Source organism: Metabacillus sp. 22489 (genome assembly GCF_052044855.1).
In the GTDB taxonomy this organism is placed as follows: Bacteria; Bacillota; Bacilli; order Bacillales; family Bacillaceae; genus Metabacillus; species Metabacillus niabensis.
Window position 1 is genome coordinate 17,941 of sequence record NZ_JBQENT010000015.1, and the last position, 18,383, is coordinate 36,323.

General features: G+C 37.5%; 14 protein-coding genes. 13 read left to right on the forward strand and 1 reads right to left on the reverse strand.

What is annotated here, in order from left to right; genetic code table 11:
* The first annotated feature begins 72 nt into the window (after window positions 1–72).
* The 10 genes from arfA to ACTJJ9_RS10970 all read left to right on the forward strand — a co-directional run bounded on the left by arfA (window position 73) and on the right by ACTJJ9_RS10970 (window position 12,867).
* Window positions 73–1,572 carry an arabinosylfuranosidase ArfA gene (gene arfA / locus ACTJJ9_RS10925; RefSeq protein ID WP_145581791.1) on the forward strand — a complete coding sequence of 500 codons (1,500 nt, stop codon included), beginning with the start codon at window positions 73–75 and terminating at the stop codon, window positions 1,570–1,572.
* Between the two features lie 19 nt (window positions 1,573–1,591).
* Window positions 1,592–2,551, forward strand: a complete 960-nt coding sequence (locus tag ACTJJ9_RS10930) for a glycoside hydrolase family 43 protein (protein WP_145581792.1) — start codon at window positions 1,592–1,594, stop codon at window positions 2,549–2,551.
* A 175-nt stretch (window positions 2,552–2,726) separates the two neighbouring features.
* The gene (locus ACTJJ9_RS10935; protein WP_145581793.1) at window positions 2,727–4,220 is read left to right on the forward strand and encodes an arabinan endo-1,5-alpha-L-arabinosidase; all 1,494 of its coding nucleotides are present in this window, start codon (window positions 2,727–2,729) and stop codon (window positions 4,218–4,220) included.
* Window positions 4,217–5,542, forward strand: coding sequence for an arabinan endo-1,5-alpha-L-arabinosidase (locus ACTJJ9_RS10940; RefSeq protein ID WP_145581794.1), 1,326 nt, complete (start codon window positions 4,217–4,219; stop codon window positions 5,540–5,542). The genes ACTJJ9_RS10935 and ACTJJ9_RS10940 overlap by 4 nt, the downstream gene beginning before the upstream one ends.
* Before the next feature lie 289 nt (window positions 5,543–5,831).
* Window positions 5,832–7,523: a ribulokinase gene (gene araB, locus ACTJJ9_RS10945; RefSeq protein ID WP_145581795.1), complete on the forward strand. Its 1,692-nt coding sequence runs from the start codon at window positions 5,832–5,834 to the stop codon at window positions 7,521–7,523.
* Window positions 7,524–7,599: 76 nt separating this feature from the next.
* Window positions 7,600–8,316, forward strand: a complete 717-nt coding sequence (araD, locus tag ACTJJ9_RS10950) for an L-ribulose-5-phosphate 4-epimerase (RefSeq protein ID WP_095302813.1) — start codon at window positions 7,600–7,602, stop codon at window positions 8,314–8,316.
* A 22-nt stretch (window positions 8,317–8,338) separates the two neighbouring features.
* Entirely contained in the window at window positions 8,339–9,823 is a 1,485-nt protein-coding gene (gene araA / locus ACTJJ9_RS10955) for an L-arabinose isomerase (RefSeq protein ID WP_145581796.1), read from the forward strand.
* A 120-nt stretch (window positions 9,824–9,943) separates the two neighbouring features.
* On the forward strand, window positions 9,944–11,431 hold the full coding sequence (locus ACTJJ9_RS10960) for an alpha-N-arabinofuranosidase (RefSeq protein WP_145581797.1): 1,488 nt from the start codon (window positions 9,944–9,946) through the stop codon (window positions 11,429–11,431).
* Window positions 11,432–11,449: 18 nt separating this feature from the next.
* Entirely contained in the window at window positions 11,450–11,707 is a 258-nt protein-coding gene (locus ACTJJ9_RS10965) for a DUF6171 family protein (RefSeq protein ID WP_145581798.1), read from the forward strand.
* 245 nt (window positions 11,708–11,952) lie between these two features.
* Window positions 11,953–12,867 (forward strand): glycoside hydrolase family 43 protein, encoded by a 915-nt coding sequence (locus ACTJJ9_RS10970; protein ID WP_095302819.1) that lies wholly within the window; start codon window positions 11,953–11,955, stop codon window positions 12,865–12,867.
* A gap of 538 nt (window positions 12,868–13,405) precedes the next feature.
* Here the strand turns inward: ACTJJ9_RS10970 and ACTJJ9_RS10975 are convergent.
* Window positions 13,406–14,560: an ROK family transcriptional regulator gene (locus tag ACTJJ9_RS10975; protein WP_145581830.1), complete on the reverse strand. Its 1,155-nt coding sequence runs from the start codon at window positions 14,558–14,560 to the stop codon at window positions 13,406–13,408.
* Between the two features lie 359 nt (window positions 14,561–14,919).
* Between ACTJJ9_RS10975 and xylB the strand changes: the two genes are divergently transcribed.
* The 3 genes from xylB to ACTJJ9_RS10990 all read left to right on the forward strand — a co-directional run bounded on the left by xylB (window position 14,920) and on the right by ACTJJ9_RS10990 (window position 18,249).
* Window positions 14,920–16,419: a xylulokinase gene (gene xylB / locus ACTJJ9_RS10980; protein ID WP_145581800.1), complete on the forward strand. Its 1,500-nt coding sequence runs from the start codon at window positions 14,920–14,922 to the stop codon at window positions 16,417–16,419.
* 24 nt (window positions 16,420–16,443) lie between these two features.
* Window positions 16,444–17,436: a Gfo/Idh/MocA family protein gene (locus ACTJJ9_RS10985; RefSeq protein WP_145581801.1), complete on the forward strand. Its 993-nt coding sequence runs from the start codon at window positions 16,444–16,446 to the stop codon at window positions 17,434–17,436.
* Window positions 17,437–17,760: 324 nt separating this feature from the next.
* Window positions 17,761–18,249, forward strand: coding sequence for a hypothetical protein (locus tag ACTJJ9_RS10990; protein WP_145581802.1), 489 nt, complete (start codon window positions 17,761–17,763; stop codon window positions 18,247–18,249).
* Window positions 18,250–18,383 lie beyond the last annotated feature (134 nt).

Consider the following 18,383-nt stretch of genomic DNA (forward strand, 5'->3'; position numbering starts at 1 on the left):
AGGCAGCTTTCTAAGAATATTCATTTCAAATTAGAGGAAATAACAGATAAACGACATAAGAGGTGAAATGATATGAAACGAGTAACCTATTTTGCTGACAAAAATTATAAAATTGGTCAAGTAGACCCTAAGCTATTTGGCTCGTTTATTGAACATTTAGGTCGTGCTGTTTATACGGGGATATATGAACCGGGACATCCAACTGCAGATGAGGATGGTTTCCGTAAAGATGTCATGGATTTAGTAAAGGAATTAAACGTACCAATTGTCCGCTATCCTGGAGGGAACTTTTTATCAGGCTATGATTGGACAGATGGAATCGGTCCCATAGAAAACAGACCTAGAAGATTGGATCTTGCTTGGAGAACGACTGAGCCCAATGAGGTTGGAATTGATGAATTTATGAAGTGGGCAAACAAGTTAAATATCGAACCGATGCTTGCTGTTAATTTAGGTACAGGAACACCGAAAGAGGCTGGATTCTTTGTAGAATACTGTAATCATCCAGGGAATACATATTGGAGTGATTTACGAATCCAAAACGGACACAAGGATCCATATAATGTTAAAGTTTGGTGCTTAGGGAACGAAATGGATGGTCCATGGCAAATTGGCCAACTAAGTGCGGAGGATTACGGTAAAAAAGCAAGAGAAACAGCGAAAATAATGAAGTGGGTAGATCCGACCATTGAATTAGTTGCATGTGGCAGCTCTTCTGCTGAGATGCCTACTTTCCCTGAGTGGGATCGCGTCGTATTAGAGCATTTGTACGAACATGTTGATTATATCTCATGCCACCGCTATTACGAAAATTTAGGCGATACGAATGATTTTCTCGGTTCATTCGCTGATATGGACAACTTTATAAAAACGATAGCAAGTACAGCTGACTATGTGCAAGCGAAATATAGAAGTAAAAAGAAAATGTATATTTCATTTGATGAATGGAATGTATGGTATCAAAAGAAGGTTGAGTTAAAGGATTGGGAAGTAGCACCACCAATTTTAGAGGATATCTATTCGTTATTAGATTCATTAGTATTTGGTGGTCTTATGTGTACACTATTGCAGCATGTCGATCGCGTTAAAATGGCTTCCTTGGCCCAATTAGTCAATGTAATTGCGCCAATTTTCACCCAAAAAGGTGGTCCTGCTATTAAACAAGCAATCTTCTATCCTTTCTATCAAGTATCTAATTATGGTAGAGGGGAAGTACTAAACACATTAATAGAAGCACCGAAGCTTGCGACAAATCGCCACGGTGATATTCCGCTAGTCCAATCTTCGACAACTTATAATGCAGAGGATAATACACTAAGTATTTTTGCATTAAATTGTTCTGAGGATGAGGATTTAGTGTTGGATGCACAGTTCCGTTCCTTTGGTTCTGTCCAAGTAATTGAGCATGTTGTTATGGATGGGACAGATCTGAATGCGGTTAATAATTTTGCTAATCCAGACAATGTGAAACCAAGAAATGTCGATGTTTCCAATAAGTCTGGAGATCATATCGAAATTACTTTACCAAGAATGTCTTGGAATATGATCCGTTTACAATGTACATCAAATTAATGATATAGGAGTTGTTAATATGACTGAATATAACGTAAAAAATCCACTAATTGAACAACGTGCAGATCCATTTATGTATAAACATACAGATGGGTATTATTATTTCACTGGTTCAGTACCTGAATACGACAGAATTGCTATTCGTCGTGCAAAGACAATTGCAGGCTTAGCTGAAGCTGAAGAAAAAACAATTTGGGTAAAGCATGAAAGCGGATTAATGAGTGCTAATATATGGGCGCCAGAGCTGCATTATATCGATGGAAAATGGTATGTATATTTTGCAGCAGCACGTACAACTGAAACAAATGAAGGTTTGTTCGACCATCGCATGTTTGTTCTTGAAAATGAGTCAGCTAATCCACTAGAGGGAGAATGGGTCGAAAAAGGACAAGTAAAAACGAAGTGGGAATCATTTGCGTTAGATGCTACATCGTTTGAGCATAAAGGTGTTCGCTACTATGTATGGGCACAAAAAGACCCTGAGATTGAAGGGAATTCAAACCTATATATTTCTGAAATGGAGAATCCTTGGACATTGAAAGGTGAACAAGTGTGTATTACAACTCCAGAATATGATTGGGAGAAAATTGGCTTTTTAGTAAATGAAGGTGCAGCAATCTTAAAGAAAAACGGCAAAATTTTCATGACGTATTCAGCAAGTGCTACTGATCATCATTATTGCATGGGATTATTAACTGCAGATGAAGATAGTGATTTATTGGATCCGAAGTCTTGGGTGAAATCACCTGAGCCTGTCTTTACAACAAATGAAGCTAATAGTCAATATGGGCCTGGACATAACAGCTTTACAGTATCTGAGGATGGTTCACTAGATTTGCTTGTTTATCATGCTAGAAGCTACAAGGAGATTGAAGGAGATCCATTATACGATCCAAATCGCCACGCACGCGTTCAAGCGATTAAATGGAATGAGGATGGAACGCCAAACTTTGGAGTTCCTAGACCTGATACAAATTAATGCATTCAATCTGAATAAAGGAGAGGCTGATTATGATGATAGTCAGCCTTTTCTACTATTAAAAAGATAATCAATTACAGCCACTTAATAATTGAAAAGTAGGGAAAAACTGTTTAACGATTGGATGTACGCAAAGTAAGTAAATCGTCTATTTAATAGAGAAAGAAGCTAAATAATGATGATAACAAAAAAGAAAACCACGCTTTTTATTTCGATATTGATTCTACTCATCGTAATGGCGTTTGCTGGATTCTATTATATTAATCAAACGAATCAAACTCCTAAAAAGCTTGGAAATTCCCAATATCCAACATCTCCTCAAGAATTACCATTTGAAAAGGTGAATGTTGATATTATCCACGATGAAACAAAATGGTCAACGAATAATACCCATGATGCAGAAATCATTAAGGTAGATGGTTGGTATTATACGTTTTCAACCGATTATATGGTTGCAGGGACTCCACTTCCAGGTATTCAAATTCGAAAATCGCACGATATGATAGAGTGGGAGTTTGTTGGACGAGTCTTTGATGACTTATCAACTGAAGCGAAAGCGTGGACTAATGGAAATACAACAACCTTTTGGGCACCAGATGTTGTTGAAATGAATGGTCAATTTTATCTTTATTATTCGGTTTCCCAGTTCGGTACGAGAAACTCATATATTGGTTTAGCGACTAGTTCATCCATTGAAGGTCCATGGCAAGATCAAGGACCTGTTATAAAAACAAAAGAGGGTGACGAAAAAACAGTAAACGCAATCGACCCAGGGATCATAATAGATAGAAACGAAAATCCGTGGATGGTGTATGGCTCTTACTTTGGTGGGATTTTTATTACTGAATTAGATAAAACAACAGGAAAGCAGAAAAAATCTGGTGAAGAAGGAACACTCATTGCGAAACGGAAAAGCAATGATTTTGAAATTGAAGCACCAGCAATGATGTATAACCGTGATACAGATATGTTTTATTTAACAGTCTCATATGGCTATTTGGAGGACACATACAATGTTCGGGTTGCACGTTCAAAGGATATCCAAGGCCCATATGTAGATTTCAATGGTAAAAATATGATAGACACGTCAGATGAATCGTTTGATACAGGAACAAAAATTATTAACTCATATGCATTTAATGATGATAGCGGCTGGCTTGGAACAGGTCATAATGGTCTGCTTCAAGAGGGGGACAAATACTATTTAACACATAATGCAAGAGCTGGTGAGGACTTGTATTGGTCACATCTCCATGTACGAGAAATTATATGGACTAAAGATGGGTGGCCAGTTGTATCTCCAGAACGATATGCGGGAAAACCGAAAGATTCCGCTCAAATAAAGGAAGAAAATTTAATAGGAAATTGGGAGAGAATCGAATTTCCGCGATTTGATGATAGCATGCAAACATCTACTAATCTTAAGCTATTAAAAAATGGAAAAATAAATGATGCTAATGGAGAAGATTATTGGGAGCTAGACGAAAATACATTAAAGCTTTATTGGTATGCCCCAAATGAAGCTCCTGATGATTATTGGATTGATGAAGTAACAATCTTGCCTGAGTGGGATTATGAAAAATGGAAGCCTACACTTGTTTTTACAGGCCTAAATAATGAAGGGACTGCTATATGGGGAAAGCAGTTTGTTGAGGAGGAAGAAGAATGATTTATCCGAATGAACCAGTAAAAGATGATTTATATGACGAATCAATCGCCAACAATGAGAAATTATGGACGATACATAATGTACACGATCCAGCACTTATTAAGGATGGTGATACGTATTATGTCTTTTCAACAGATGCAAAAGTTGGTGGACCACCGTCTGGAGGTATCCAAATTAGGAAATCAAAAGACTTAATTAAATGGGAATGGGTCGGACATGCGTTCGATAAAATTCCGGAAGCTGCGTTTGAATGGACTGGAGCATTAGGACTTTGGGCACCAGATGTTGCTAAATATGGAGATACTTATTATTTATATTATGCTGCTAGCCAATTCGGTAAAAATCAGTCATTTATTGGTGTAGCCACAAGTAAGCATATTGAAGGACCATGGGTAGACCAAGGTGAGGTGATTAAAACCGAGCATGGTGTATCAGGACCAAATGCGATCGATCCGAACATAACATTTGATGAAAACGGAATACCTTGGATGGTATACGGATCATTTTTTGGAGGTATTTATCTATGTAAAATTGACCCTAGCACAGGGAAGCGTGCCGAACAGAATGAAGGAATTCTTTTAGCGCGCCGTCCGAAAAGTGTTGAAGCTGCAATAGAAGGTCCATACATTGTGTACCATCCAGAATTGAAAAAGTATTATTTATTTGTTTCATATGATTCATTATTCAGAGATTATAATATTCGCGTAGCTGTTTCGGATAGAATCGAAGGTCCTTATCTTGATATTAACGGCAATGATATGAGAGACATTGAGATCGATCCGAATGAGACAGGCTTAAAAATTCTCGGCGGTTATAAATTTGCTGACAAAGAAGGCTGGATCGGGCCGGGACATAACTCTGTTTTACAAGACAATGGAAACTTCTATATATGTCACCATGCTAGGGGAGAACGAACAAAAATCCACCACGGTCTTCATATTCGTAAAATTGTCTGGACTGAAGATGGCTGGCCGCTTGTATCTCCAGAAAGATATGCAGGGGAAGAGGAACAACCTATCGATCAAGAGGAGATTCCAGGTGTATGGGATATTATTATACAAGATAAACATAACAATGGAATGATTTGTTCGGAAGTTTATGAGTTTACTAGAGATGGAGAAGTTCATAGCAAAAATAGTAAAGGTTCATGGGAATTAAAACAGAATAATGTAGTTGAGCTAACATTAACGAATGACTTATCAAGTGCTGAAATCATTGTCCTGCCAGCATGGGACTACGAATGCTGGAATCCTACACTCGTTTTTACGGGAAAAGACAAACAAGGGATTGTATTAATCGGAAAAAAACGCAAAAAAGGTTAAAAAACCAACTTGTAAGGATAAGTTAGATGGGTGATCGGCAAAAAAAGTACAATTTTTAAAGAAATATTGAAAATTTGTATTGAAAAATTATCGATAAGTGCTAAAATCTAATTAAGGTTATACGTATAAGTTGAATTACTTAAAAAATTAGTATTTTACTATTTGAATTTTAACAATTATCTATATGAAATAGCCTTTAACTTGTACGTATGATAAGAAATGAACTAGTAATGATATTTTATAAGAAAAATGTTTGGGTATGAGAAAGAAAGAGGCTGGGGTGACTAGAATGGCTAAATATTCAATTGGTGTCGATTATGGGACACAATCAGGAAGAGCGGTACTTGTAGAAATCGGTACTGGAAATGAAATTGCAACATCAGTTAAACCTTACACACATGGTGTAATGGATGAATTTTTACCTGATGGAGTAACAAAGCTTGAAAATGACTGGGCTCTTCAACATCCAACTGATTATATGGAAGTTTTACAAGTAACGATTCCAGATGTACTAAAACAAGCCAACATTTCTCCTGAAGATGTTATTGGACTTGGGATTGATTTTACTGCATGCACAGTTTTACCGATAAATGAATTTGGAACACCTCTTTGCTTAACCGAAGAATTTAAAAATCATCCACATGCATTTGTGAAGCTTTGGAAGCACCATGCAGCACAGGATGAGGCAAATCGCTTAAATGAGGTTGCTGAAGCAAGAGGAGAGAAATTTTTGCAAAGATACGGCGGGAAAATATCCTCTGAATGGTTATTTCCAAAATTATGGCAAATCCTTAATGAAGCGCCTGAAATATATGAAGCAACAGACCAATTTGTTGAAGCAACAGACTGGGTAACATACCAGTTAACTGGAGAGCTGAAAAGAAATAGCTGTACGGCAGGATATAAAGCAATTTGGCACAAGCAAGATAGCTATCCTTCTAAAGAGTTCTTTAAGGCGCTTGACGAAAGATTGGAAAATGTTGTTGAAGAGAAACTATCAACTGACATTTACCCAATTGGCTCAAAGGCTGGGGAATTAACAGAACAAGCGGCGAAAATGATTGGCTTAAAGCCTGGTACAGCAATTGCTATTGCAAACGTTGATGCCCATGTTGCAGTGCCTGCAGTTGGAATTACTGAGCCAGGAAAGCTTCTAATGATTATGGGAACTTCAACTTGTCATATTTTACTTGGTGAAGAGGAAAAAGTAGTTCCAGGCATGTGTGGTGTTGTAGAAGATGGCGTTATCCCGGGATTTATGGGATATGAAGCAGGACAATCATGTGTTGGTGACCACTTCGAATGGTTTACTGAGAACTGTGTACCAGCAAGCTACTATGAAGAAGCTGAAGCTAAGGGAATGAACATCCACCAATTATTAACTGAAAAGGCTGCAAAGCTTGAAGTTGGTGAAAGCGGTTTAATTGCTCTTGACTGGTGGAATGGAAACCGTTCAACATTGGTTGATGCTGACTTAACTGGTGTTTTATTAGGTGCTACATTGCTTACTAAGCCTGAGGAAATTTACCGAACTCTAATCGAAGCAACAGCATTTGGTACTCGTACTATCGTTGATGCATTTAGAGGGAACGGTGTACCGATTCATGAAGTGTATGCTTGCGGTGGGATTGCTGAGAAAAATGCGTTAATGATGCAAATTTATGCTGATGTATTAAATATGGAAATCCGTATTTCAGCTTCATCTCAAACACCTGCTTTAGGCTCTGCGATGTTCGGAGCAGTGGCAGCTGGTAAAGAGCGTGGCGGATATGATGATATAAAAGACGCTGCAAAAGAAATGGCACGTTTAAAAGATACAGTGTATCGTCCAAATCCAAAAAACACTGAAGTATATAGCCAATTATTTGCTGAATATACTCGTCTATATGACTATTTTGGACGCGGTGCAAATGATGTCATGAAAAACTTAAAGAAAATCAAACGAGAAAGCGTCACACAAAAGGATAAAGTCACTCAATAATACCTAAATATAAGGTGGTACAGCATCACTTTTTAACAAGCTGTGCCACCCTTCATAAAAAGGGGAGATTAAGAGAATGCTTGAATCATTAAAAGAGCAAGTGTTAAAGGCTAATCTACTTCTGCCAAAGTATCAAATGGTAACGTTTACTTGGGGGAATGTCAGTGGGATTGACCGTGAAAAGGGATTAGTAGTTATTAAGCCAAGTGGTGTCCCTTACGATGAATTAAAAGTGGAAGATTTAGTCGTAGTTAATTTAGATGGTGAAGTCGTTGAAGGCGATTTACGTCCTTCATCAGATACGGCAACACATATTGCGCTTTATAAAGCATTTCCTAAACTAGGTGGTGTCGTTCATACTCATTCGCCATGGGCAACGAGCTGGGCTCAGGCAGGACGTCCAATTCCTGCTTTAGGTACAACTCATGCAGACTATTATTATGGAGAAATTCCATGTACTAGACCTTTAACAGAGGATGAAATCACACGTGCGTATGAGTTGGAAACAGGTAACGTCATTATCGAAACATTTGAAAACGCTGGTCTTGATCCAGTTGCAATGCCTGGTGTTTTAGTATCTGGTCATGCGCCATTTTGCTGGGGAAAAGATGCGATGCAAGCTGTCCATAATGCAGTTGTGTTAGAGGAAGTTGCAAAGATGGCCCTTCATACGTATCAATTAAACCCAGCTATTCAGCCAATTGACCAATTTTTACTTGATAAGCATTATCTTCGCAAGCATGGAGCAAATGCTTACTACGGTCAAAAGACTACATCAAAAGTAAATCAATAACAACTTACTGGGGGAATCAGAGATGTTAAAAGTAAAAGAATATGAATTTTGGTTTGTAACAGGAAGTCAAGACCTATACGGTGACGATACAATTCGTGAAGTTGAAGCAAATTCAAAAGTAATTACAGAAGGCTTAGATAGTGACCCAGCGGTTACATATAAATTGGTATTTAAAACCGTATTAAAAGAAGCAGATTCAATCCGCAGATTATGTCTTGAAGCAAATGCTGATGAAAAATGTGCCGGGATTATTACATGGATGCACACTTTCTCACCAGCTAAAATGTGGATTGCTGGATTAACTGCATTACAAAAACCAATGCTACACCTACACACTCAATTTAATCGTGACATTCCTTGGGATACGATCGATATGGACTTCATGAACACAAACCAATCCGCTCATGGTGACCGTGAATTTGGATTTATGGGTAGCAGATTACATGTAAAGCGTAAAGTTGTTGTCGGTCACTGGGAAAGCAGTGATGTAAGAAATACGATTGGAAGCTGGATGCGCACAGCGGTTGCGTTCTCTGAAAGCAAACATTTAAAAGTAGCGCGCTTCGGTGACAATATGCGTAATGTAGCTGTTACAGAAGGCGATAAAGTAGAAGCGCAAATTAAGCTTGGTTGGACAGTTGATGGTTTCGGAATTGGTGACTTAGTCGCAAAAATGAATGAAGTGACAGAACAGGAAATCGACGAGTTAATGAACGAATACGAAGCAGAATACGATATTGTTCCAGAAGGTCTTGAAGATGGTCCTGTTCGTGAATCAATTCGTTACCAAGCAAGAATTGAGCTTGGAATGAAAGCATTTTTAGAAGCTGGAAGTTATACAGCATTTACAACAACATTTGAGGATTTACATGGTATGAAGCAATTACCAGGTCTTGCTGTACAACGATTAATGGCACAAGGCTATGGATTTGCCGGAGAAGGTGACTGGAAAACAGCTGCACTTTTACGCATTTCTAAAATTATTGCTGATAATGAAGATACTTCATTCATGGAAGATTACACATATCACTTTGAACCTGGAAATGAGCTTGTTCTTGGTTCACATATGCTTGAGGTTTGCCCTACAATTACAGCAACAAAACCAAAAATCGCTGTTTATCCACTAGGTATCGGTGGTAAGGAAGACCCTGCTCGCCTTATCTTTAATGGAAAGAGCGGTGCGGCTTTAAATGCATCAATTATTGACTTAGGACATCGCTTCCGTTTAATCGTTAATGAAGTAGATGCTGTACAGCCTGAAATTGATATGCCAAATCTTCCTGTTGCACGAGTTCTTTGGACTCCACAACCAAATTTAAGCGAAGGTGCAGAAAACTGGATCGTTGCTGGCGGAGCTCACCACACAGTGTTCTCTTACAAAGTAACAGTTGATCAATTAAGAGACTTTGCTGAACTAGTTGGTATTGAGTGTGTTGTTATCAACAATGATACAAATAAACATGCATTTAAAAATGAATTACGTTGGAATGACGTCGTTTATAAATAAGGTTTCTTAACATAATAGGAGGTAGAGTTAATCGAATGAACAAGTATACTTGTCGAAATGCTCTACCTCTTATTTTTCGATGAATCTATGAATCTATAATAAAAAGGTTGGGATGAAATCATGTCAAATAAAGTTGTAATCAATGCGGATGTTGAAAAAGGGAAAATAAGCAAACATATTTACGGTCATTTCGCTGAACATTTAGGTCGTTGCATTTATGAGGGGATTTGGGTAGGAGAGGACTCGCCAATTCCAAACACAAAAGGAATTCGTAATGATGTTTTGGAAGCGCTAAAACAAATTAATATCCCTGTTCTTCGCTGGCCTGGTGGCTGTTTTGCTGATGAATATCACTGGAAAGATGGGATTGGACCAAGAGAAAACCGTAAACGTATGGTTAATACTCATTGGGGTGGCGTTGTTGAAAACAATCACTTTGGTACACATGAATTTATGTTGCTATGTGAACTACTAGATTGTGAACCATATATTTGCGGTAACGTTGGTAGTGGTACAGTTCAAGAAATGTCAGAATGGGTTGAATATATGACATTTGACGGCGAATCACCAATGGCTAACTGGAGACAAGAAAACGGAAGACAAGAGCCATGGAATGTGAAATATTTTGGTGTTGGCAATGAAAACTGGGGCTGTGGCGGAAACATGCGTCCAGAATATTATGCTGATCTTTATCGCAGGTACCAAACATATGTTAGAAACTACGGTGATAACAAAATTTATAAAATTGCCGGTGGAGCAAATGTAGATGATTATAACTGGACAGAAGTGTTGATGCGTGAAGCTGGTCGCTATATGGACGGTTTAAGCTTACATTTCTATACAAGACCTGGTGATTTCTGGTTAGGTAAGGGTGCAGCAACTGGCTTCCCAGAGTATGAATGGTTTAAAACGGTCGAACAAGCTTATTTTATGGACGAACTTATTACGAAACACAGTACGATTATGGATAAATATGATCCTGAAAAACGTGTTGGGATGATCGTTGATGAGTGGGGGACATGGTTTGATGTTGAACCTGGAACGAACCCAGGATTCCTTTATCAACAAAATACAATTCGTGATGCAGTTGTTGCAGCCATTCATTTTCATATTTTCCATAAGCATTGTGATCGTGTACACATGGCAAATATCGCTCAAACCGTTAACGTACTTCAAGCGATGGTATTAACAGAAGGTGAAAAAATGATACTTACGCCAACATACCATGTATTTGATATGTACAAAGTACACCAGGATGCAACGCTTTTAGCCGTTGATGCTAATGTGAATCGTCATAAATATGAGGATCTAGAGGTTGATCAAATTTCGATTACAGCATCAAAGGATAAAGATGGAAAGGTTCATATTGGCTTATGTAATATTGACAATAAAGAATCAGCATCCTTCGCGATCCAGCTTCGCGGTATTAAAGAACAAATCGCAAGTCTTTCTGGTACGATCTTAACGGCTGACACAATGGATGCACATAATACATTTGAACAACCAGATGCTGTAAAACCAACTGAATTTACAGGTGCAAAAATTGAAAATGGCGAATTACAAGTATCATTACCTCCAATGTCAGTTGTTAGCTTAACAATTGAATAAAAAAGGGTGATGGTAGAGATGACAACAAATACATGTAAAGGCTGTACAAGAAATGTCATCATAAAACGAGAAGAAATTGAACACATTCTTTCTAAGCATAAGGGCGATGAGCAACTTATTGTTTCAAACGATGTGTATCACTTAAGGTTAGATACTTGTAAAGCCTGTTCGTCGTTAATGTATGGGACTACTTGCTCCTATAGCGGCTGCTTAGTGGAATATCGAGCAAAATTCACAAACAAAAAATGTCCATCTCCAAATGGCTCAAAATGGTGAGCTAAAACGAACTTTATACAACAGCTATGCGTGAACATAATAAGATATTCGATGATGCAAACTGTGAGTTTCGTAGTTTTGTATCATCGTGTGTCTTATTTTTTTACACAAAATGAAAGCGTTTAATATTCGAAGGAGGTGATGTTTGTAAATAGGTTTTACCATTGTAACTATTAAGGAACAAAGAGGAGGAGATGAATTTGAAACGGTTGAAGTATTTTTCTTGGATTGCCATCATTTTAGCAATGATCGCAGTTCCCCAGCAGGCTTATGGGGCATTTTGGAATGTTGAAGGAGAAAGAATGATCCATGATCCTTCAATAATTAAAGAAGGAAATTCATGGTATGTGTTTGGAACAGGTGAAGTAGGGAAAAATGGAATTCGTGTATTACGGTCTGACAATGGGACGAATTGGTATACAACCCCAGTTATTTTTCCGACAGCTCCATCATGGTGGAAAACATATGTACCAAACCATGAGTCAAATCAATGGGCACCAGATATTCAATATTATAATGGTAGGTATTGGCTTTATTATTCTGTTTCAAGCTTTGGTACAAATAATTCACTTATTGGCTTATTATCGACCCATAGTATAACGTCTGGACAATGGAGAGATGATGGTTTAGTCGTAAGATCAACGAGCTCTTCTAATTTTAATGCGATTGACGGTGACCTTGTAATTGATGCTGAAGGAAACCCATGGCTTTCATATGGCTCATTCTGGAGTGGAATTAAATTAACAAGATTAGATAAAAATACGATGAAACCAACAGGTACAGTTTATTCAATTGCATCAAGACCAAATATTCCTAACAATCCAATAGAAGCTCCAAGCATCACTTACCGAAACGGTTATTATTATTTATTTGTTTCCTTTGATAGCTGCTGTCAAGGTGTGAACAGCACTTACAAAATTGCTTATGGCCGTTCCAAAAATATTACAGGTCCATACGTCGATAAAAATGGTGTGAGCATGATGAATGGCGGCGGTACAATTATGGATGCAGGTAATGTTCGTTGGAAGGGACCAGGTCATCAAGATGTTTACAATAATAATATAATTATTCGTCATGCCTATGATGCTGAAAACAACGGAATGCCAACAATGCTCATTAATGATTTGTATTGGGATTCGCAAGGATGGCCTTCTTATTAAGAAGGTGAGGTTTACCAATTAAGGGAACTTTCATAAAACGAAAAGAATATAAGAACATGAGTTGCAATTTCGGTTCATTTTTAGTATTATTACTATACAAGCTGCGCTGTACGCATTTCTTATAAAGTTTTAACCTTTAAGCTGAAATAGGGAGTTTTATATTGAAGTCGGAATATCATGCCTCCATCTGAGTAGAGGACGATACGAAAGCTTCTGCAAACACCCACTTGTAGGAGTGGTGGTTTAAAACTCTATAATACGATGCGGCAATCGCGGCACCTTTTTAAAATGATAAACCCGATTCTCTTTTAGAGGATCGGGTTTTTTATTTGTAAAAAAATATGACGAATGATGTCGAATGACAGATTTTACTGCAAAGTTGAGAGATTTTTCTTTAAAGTTGACAGATTTTCCTCTAATGTTGACAGATAATTTTAATAAGTTGACAAATTTTATGGGTTCACCCAAATTGCTATTGAACAAAGAAAAAAAGACTTGCAATTATCAAGTCTTTTTTCCATTCTATTATAAGGAACCTTTAAATTTCTTGTAACTCATTTTCTAAAAACTGCTCAAAAGCAAAGGCAGATACGCCGAGTGCAGCTGAATGTGTTGAATGCTGAGAAAAGCTAATTTGTAGGTTTTTTTGCTGAAAGGCAAGGGCATGTGATTGGACGATATCTTGGAGCGGTTGTTCAATCCATTGCTTTGCCATTGCTAAGCGATTGCCAATAATAATTTGTTCTGGATTAAAAGTATTGATTATATTATTGATGCCAAAGCCAAGGTATTTTCCGATTTCTTCAAATAAGGCGATCGCTTTTTCGTCGTTATTTTTTGCTAAATCGATGATTGATTCAAGTGTTGGATCGTCTAAATCTTTGGCATTATCGATGAGTGCGTGCTCAGAGGCATACACTTCCCAGCAGCCTTTACTTCCACAGCGACAAGGGGCACCATCCATTTGGATCACCATATGACCTAATTCACCGGAAAACCCATTTACTCCTTGGTACAATTGATTGTTTAAGATTAATCCAACCCCAATACCGATTCCGACACTGACATAAATAATATCATTGAAGCTTTTTCCGACTCCAAATTGCTTCTCACCATATGCACCTGCATTTGCTTCGTTTTCAACAATGACTGGGATGTTGAATTCTTCTTCAATTTGTTGTTTAATTTCACAGTTTTTCCAGCCTAAATTTGGGGCGAGCAAAATATTTCCTTGCTTATCAACGATTCCAGGGATTCCGATACCAATTCCGACAACGCCGTACGGACTTTGTGGGAGTGGCTCCATTAACGTATAAACCATTTTTTTTACTCGATTAAGAACGTCTTCGAATGCTGAATCCTTCATGGATAGTTTTTGTTCATTGATTATGTTACCTTTTAAATCTGTTACAACACCTAAAATATAATTAACACCGATATCAATTCCGATTGAATATCCTGCTGACTGATTATAATGAAGGAGGACTGGACGACGGCCGCCGCTTGACTCTCCTGGACCAGATTCATACACAAGTTGTTTTTCTAACAATTCATTTACAAGTGATGATACGGTTGCTTTATTTAAGCCAGAATCCTGTGCGATATCTGCTCTTGATAACGGCTCTTGCTGTGTTATTGTTCGAAAAACAAGAGATGTATTATTTTTCTTCACTACTTGTTGATTCCATGTCATTCTTTCCAACGATTTCACCTAATTTCAACAGTTTTGCTTCTCTTTACATTATATAGTAGTTTTACTTTCTGCCCACTTATTTAAACGATTTTCATATGATTTTTTCGATATATTATCGGGAGGAAAGAGCCACTATCTGTTTACTCGTATTGTTTCATTATAAACTTAGTTTAATGGATAGACAAACATTTTTCCCGATGTTATAATTTTGATAACGTTTTTTGCTTTTGATTTTTCTAGATTAGAAGAATATGTTATTCCATTTTTATAAAATCATTAAATGTAAGGGGTTACTTAGGGAGTATACATAAGTGGTATATCCCTCGTTTTTTTCTATTAACAAACTGGAGGTTTTTATAGTGAAATATGTTATTGGAATTGATTTAGGGACGAGTGCAGTTAAGCTTATTTTGATTAATCAGACAGGAACAATTGTTGAGGAAGTTTCGAAGTCATATCCGCTAATCCATGAGAAATCTGGGTATAGCGAACAGGAGCCAGAGCAATGGGTAGAAAAAACTCGTGAAGGGTTAGCTGAATTAGTTAGCAAATTTAATGGTAATGTTGCAGATATTGAAGGAATTAGCTATTCAGGGCAGATGCATGGTCTTGTTTTATTGGATGAATCACATAGCGTATTGCGTAATGCAATTCTATGGAATGATGTTCGAACAACAGCTCAATGCAAGCAAATTTATGATGTTGTTGGAAAAGAAAGATTGCTAGATATTACGAAAAATCCAGCATTAGAAGGCTTTACGTTACCGAAAATTTTGTGGGTTAAAGAAAATGAACCTGAGCTTTTTGCAAAAGCTAGCGTATTTTTACTGCCTAAGGATTATTTACGCTACCGAATGACAGGAAAGATTCATAGCGAATATTCAGATGCAGCAGGAACCTTGCTATTAAATGTAGGCGAGAAAAAGTGGAGTACAGAAATATGTCAGTTATTTGAATTAAATGAAGAGCTATGTCCTCCATTAGTGGAATCACATGAATGTGTTGGGACTCTTACAGATGAATTTGCTCATCAAACAGGCTTGTCACCTGAAACAAAGGTGTTTGCAGGTGGTGCTGATAATGCTTGTGGGGCAATTGGAGCAGGTATTTTAACAGAAGGGACAACATTGTGTAGTGTAGGAACGTCAGGGGTAGTTCTTTCTTATGAAGAACGAAATGATCGTGATTTTGCAGGTAAAGTACATTATTTTAATCATGGTAAAGAAAATGCCTTTTATACAATGGGTGTAACGTTAGCTGCAGGCTATAGTCTTAGCTGGTTTAAAGAGGTTTTCGCTGAGCACGAATCCTTTGAACAATTACTTGATGGGATTGACGAAGTACCAGTTGGTGCGAACGGATTATTGTTCACACCTTATCTCGCAGGTGAAAGAACACCTCATGCTGATCCGACAATCCGTGCTAGCTTTATTGGGATGGAGGGAGCTCATACGAAAAAGGATTTCGCTCGAGCTGTAGTTGAAGGAATTACGTTCTCCCTACATGAGTCAATTGAAATATTCCGTGAAAGTGGAAAGGTTATTGAGCAAATTACCTCAATTGGCGGTGGAGCGAAAAATGAAACATGGCTGCAAATACAGGCCGATATATTTAATGCAAAGGTCGTTAAATTACAAAGTGAGCAAGGACCGGGAATAGGGGCCGCTATTCTTGCAGCTTATGGTGCTGGCTGGTCTTCTACATTACAGGAAATTGCCGATCTCTTTGTGCAACAAGCAAATGTCTATCAACCAATTGCAGAAAACGTCGAGAAATATAAAGAGCTCTTTTCTTTATATCAAGATGTTTACAAACAAACAAAGGAATTGAATGAAGGGTTGTCGAAATTTAGAAGATAACCATTGTTTCTAGGAGGTAACTAAATGTCAAAGGTACGCTGGGGAATTCTTAGTACGGCAAAAATTGGCCGTGAGCAAGTTATTCCTGCTATTCATCGGTCTAAACTCGCAGAAGTAGCTGCAATCGCAAGTGGAAGGGAGAATGTTAACGAAATTGCTAGGGATTTAAATATTCCGACAACGTATTCAAGCTATGAGGAGCTATTACGAGATCCTTCAATAGATGTTGTTTATATTCCATTACCAAATCACTTGCATAAAAAATGGGTGATTGAAGCAGCAAAGCATGGTAAACATGTTCTTTGTGAAAAACCTGCAACTTTAGATTCAGAGGAAACGAAAGAAATGGTTGCAGTGTGCCGCGAGCAGAATGTTAAATTCATGGAAGCATTCATGTACCAATTTCATCCAATGAATCAACGAGTTAAAGAGATTATTGCAAATGGTGAAATCGGAGAGGTAAAAATCGTTCGCTCAAGCTTTTCCTTTTATTTAAGTGACCGAGATACAAATATTCGGATGAAAAAAGAAATGGGCGGGGGAGCATTATATGATATTGGTTGTTATTGCATCCACGTGATCCGAATGATCACAGGCTCTGAGCCAAAACTAATAAAAGCAACAGCTACGATTGATGACAAAACCGGTGTAGACATAACTACGACTGTTCTAATGACACTTGAAAATGGTGTGCAAGCAACATTTGATTGCAGCTTTGATATGTTTGGTGGCCAATATTATGAGGTTGTTGGTACAAAGGGAAAAATAACAGTACCATATGCCTTTCGACCAGATCAACATGGCAATGGGGATGGCATTGTGAAGGTTGTTAGTGGAAACGGTGAAAGAACTGAGACTTTCCCTGCAGATACTTACGTGTTAGAAGTAGACCATTTATCAGAAGCTATATTAAAAGATCAAGATCCTTCCTACACCGGAGAGCATGCGATTCAAAACATGCGAGTGATTGAAGCGTGCTTGCAGGCAATTGAAGAGGGTAAAGAAGTATTAATGTAGAACAAAACAACGAGGAACTATTCAAAAGAAATATGTTTTAATTGAGTAATAAATTGAAAATGAGGCTGTCTCAAAAAGCAAAGGGTCAGACTCCATAAGCACAAAATTGGGATTTATAAAAATGATTATACGTCCTTATATCGGTGTTTATTGGAGGGAAATGATCTCGCCTTGAGATAGTCTCATTTTTTTGTATGAACTTAAAAAAGTGTAATAGATGTACTTATTCCAATGAAATGCATTAGCCTGGAAAATTTGGAAAAGTGAAACCAAGAACGGATATTTTCGACTAATCTATAAAATCAAAATTCGAAAGGAGAAGCAATGAAGTTCATTGGTATTCTAATTATATGTACAATCCTATTATCCGGGTGTTCATCAGAAAAAAATAACTTAGTTGCTGAAGCGAAAGAACCAATTATTAAAGAACAAGCACAGAAACGCATTAAGGCATTTTCAAGGGGAAATGCTGAACTGAATGATTCAGACTTGACACAAACTTTTACAATTAGTGAAAAAATAAAGGATGTAATGATGGTTTATGAAGTACGAGGAGAAGAAAATAGATATGGATTTATAAATAACCCGTTGATTAAGAACAAAGAAACGAACATAGAATGGCTTTTTTGGTCATTAGAAAATGAAAAACCTCTAGGGGATTTGCGAATCATCTGCACAAATCTTGAAACAAAGCAAAAAGTAATAGGCGAAGGGAAAATCTCTGAGAAAAAGGGGCCAATTCAAGATTTGCCTAGTAATTATACTACAATTCCTTTAAATCGTTATAAAACATTATCAGAGGAAAAAAAATAAACGGGGATATCCCAGCTTCACTCTCATCAACTACTATTTCCTTTCCGCAATCAGGAATTTGGGAAATAGAGGTTTTAGTTAACGAAAAAACATTAGGGGATATAAAAGTATTTGTTCAAAATGATGAAGCGAAT